The sequence below is a fragment of the Mesotoga sp. HF07.pep.5.2.highcov genome (assembly GCF_003666285.1).
Lineage (GTDB): Bacteria > Thermotogota > Thermotogae > Petrotogales > Kosmotogaceae > Mesotoga > Mesotoga prima.
The window spans coordinates 1-513 of the sequence record NZ_JFHJ01000595.1; the positions used below are offsets into that span (position 1 = coordinate 1).

Consider the following 513-nt stretch of genomic DNA (forward strand, 5'->3'; position numbering starts at 1 on the left):
GATAAATGCCTTTTTCATCGCCAAACCCCCTTTCGGTTTTTTGTTCCTGAAAGTCAGGAGATTTTTCCAAACTTTCTGAGTGTATCTTTCAATACTGCCACTTCGTCTTCTTCGATTTCCATTAATGGTGGCCTTACACGTGCGACATCAAGTCCGGAGTGTAATGCAAAGGCCTTCTTCACCGCCGGCAATGGATTTACTAAACGCCTGTTCCTTCCAAAGAATGCGCTGAACAGCGAATACAACTCTTTGAAACTGCCAGTTGCTTTCGTGGCGTCGCCTGAAAGGAATTCCTCGATCAGATTTCTCATCATATCGCCGATAACGTGGGATCCTCCGCTTATCACACCAATTCCTCCCTGGCTCATGACAGAGAGAACCATCAGATCATCGCCGGAATAGACAACTATCTTTCCCTCGGTTGCTTTCAAGAAGGCAGAGGTTTGCAGAGGATTTATTCCCGCTTCATCCTTGACCGCCACGATATTCTCAAATTCGGTGAGTTTTGCAAGG

General features: G+C 46.2%; 1 protein-coding gene. It reads right to left on the reverse strand.

Annotated features, from left to right (window positions below; translation table 11 throughout):
• Positions 1-53: 53 nt before the first annotated feature.
• Positions 54-513, reverse strand: a 460-nt coding sequence (locus BG32_RS12535) for a dihydrodipicolinate synthase family protein (protein ID WP_183084340.1), incomplete at its 5' end; no start/stop codon positions are given.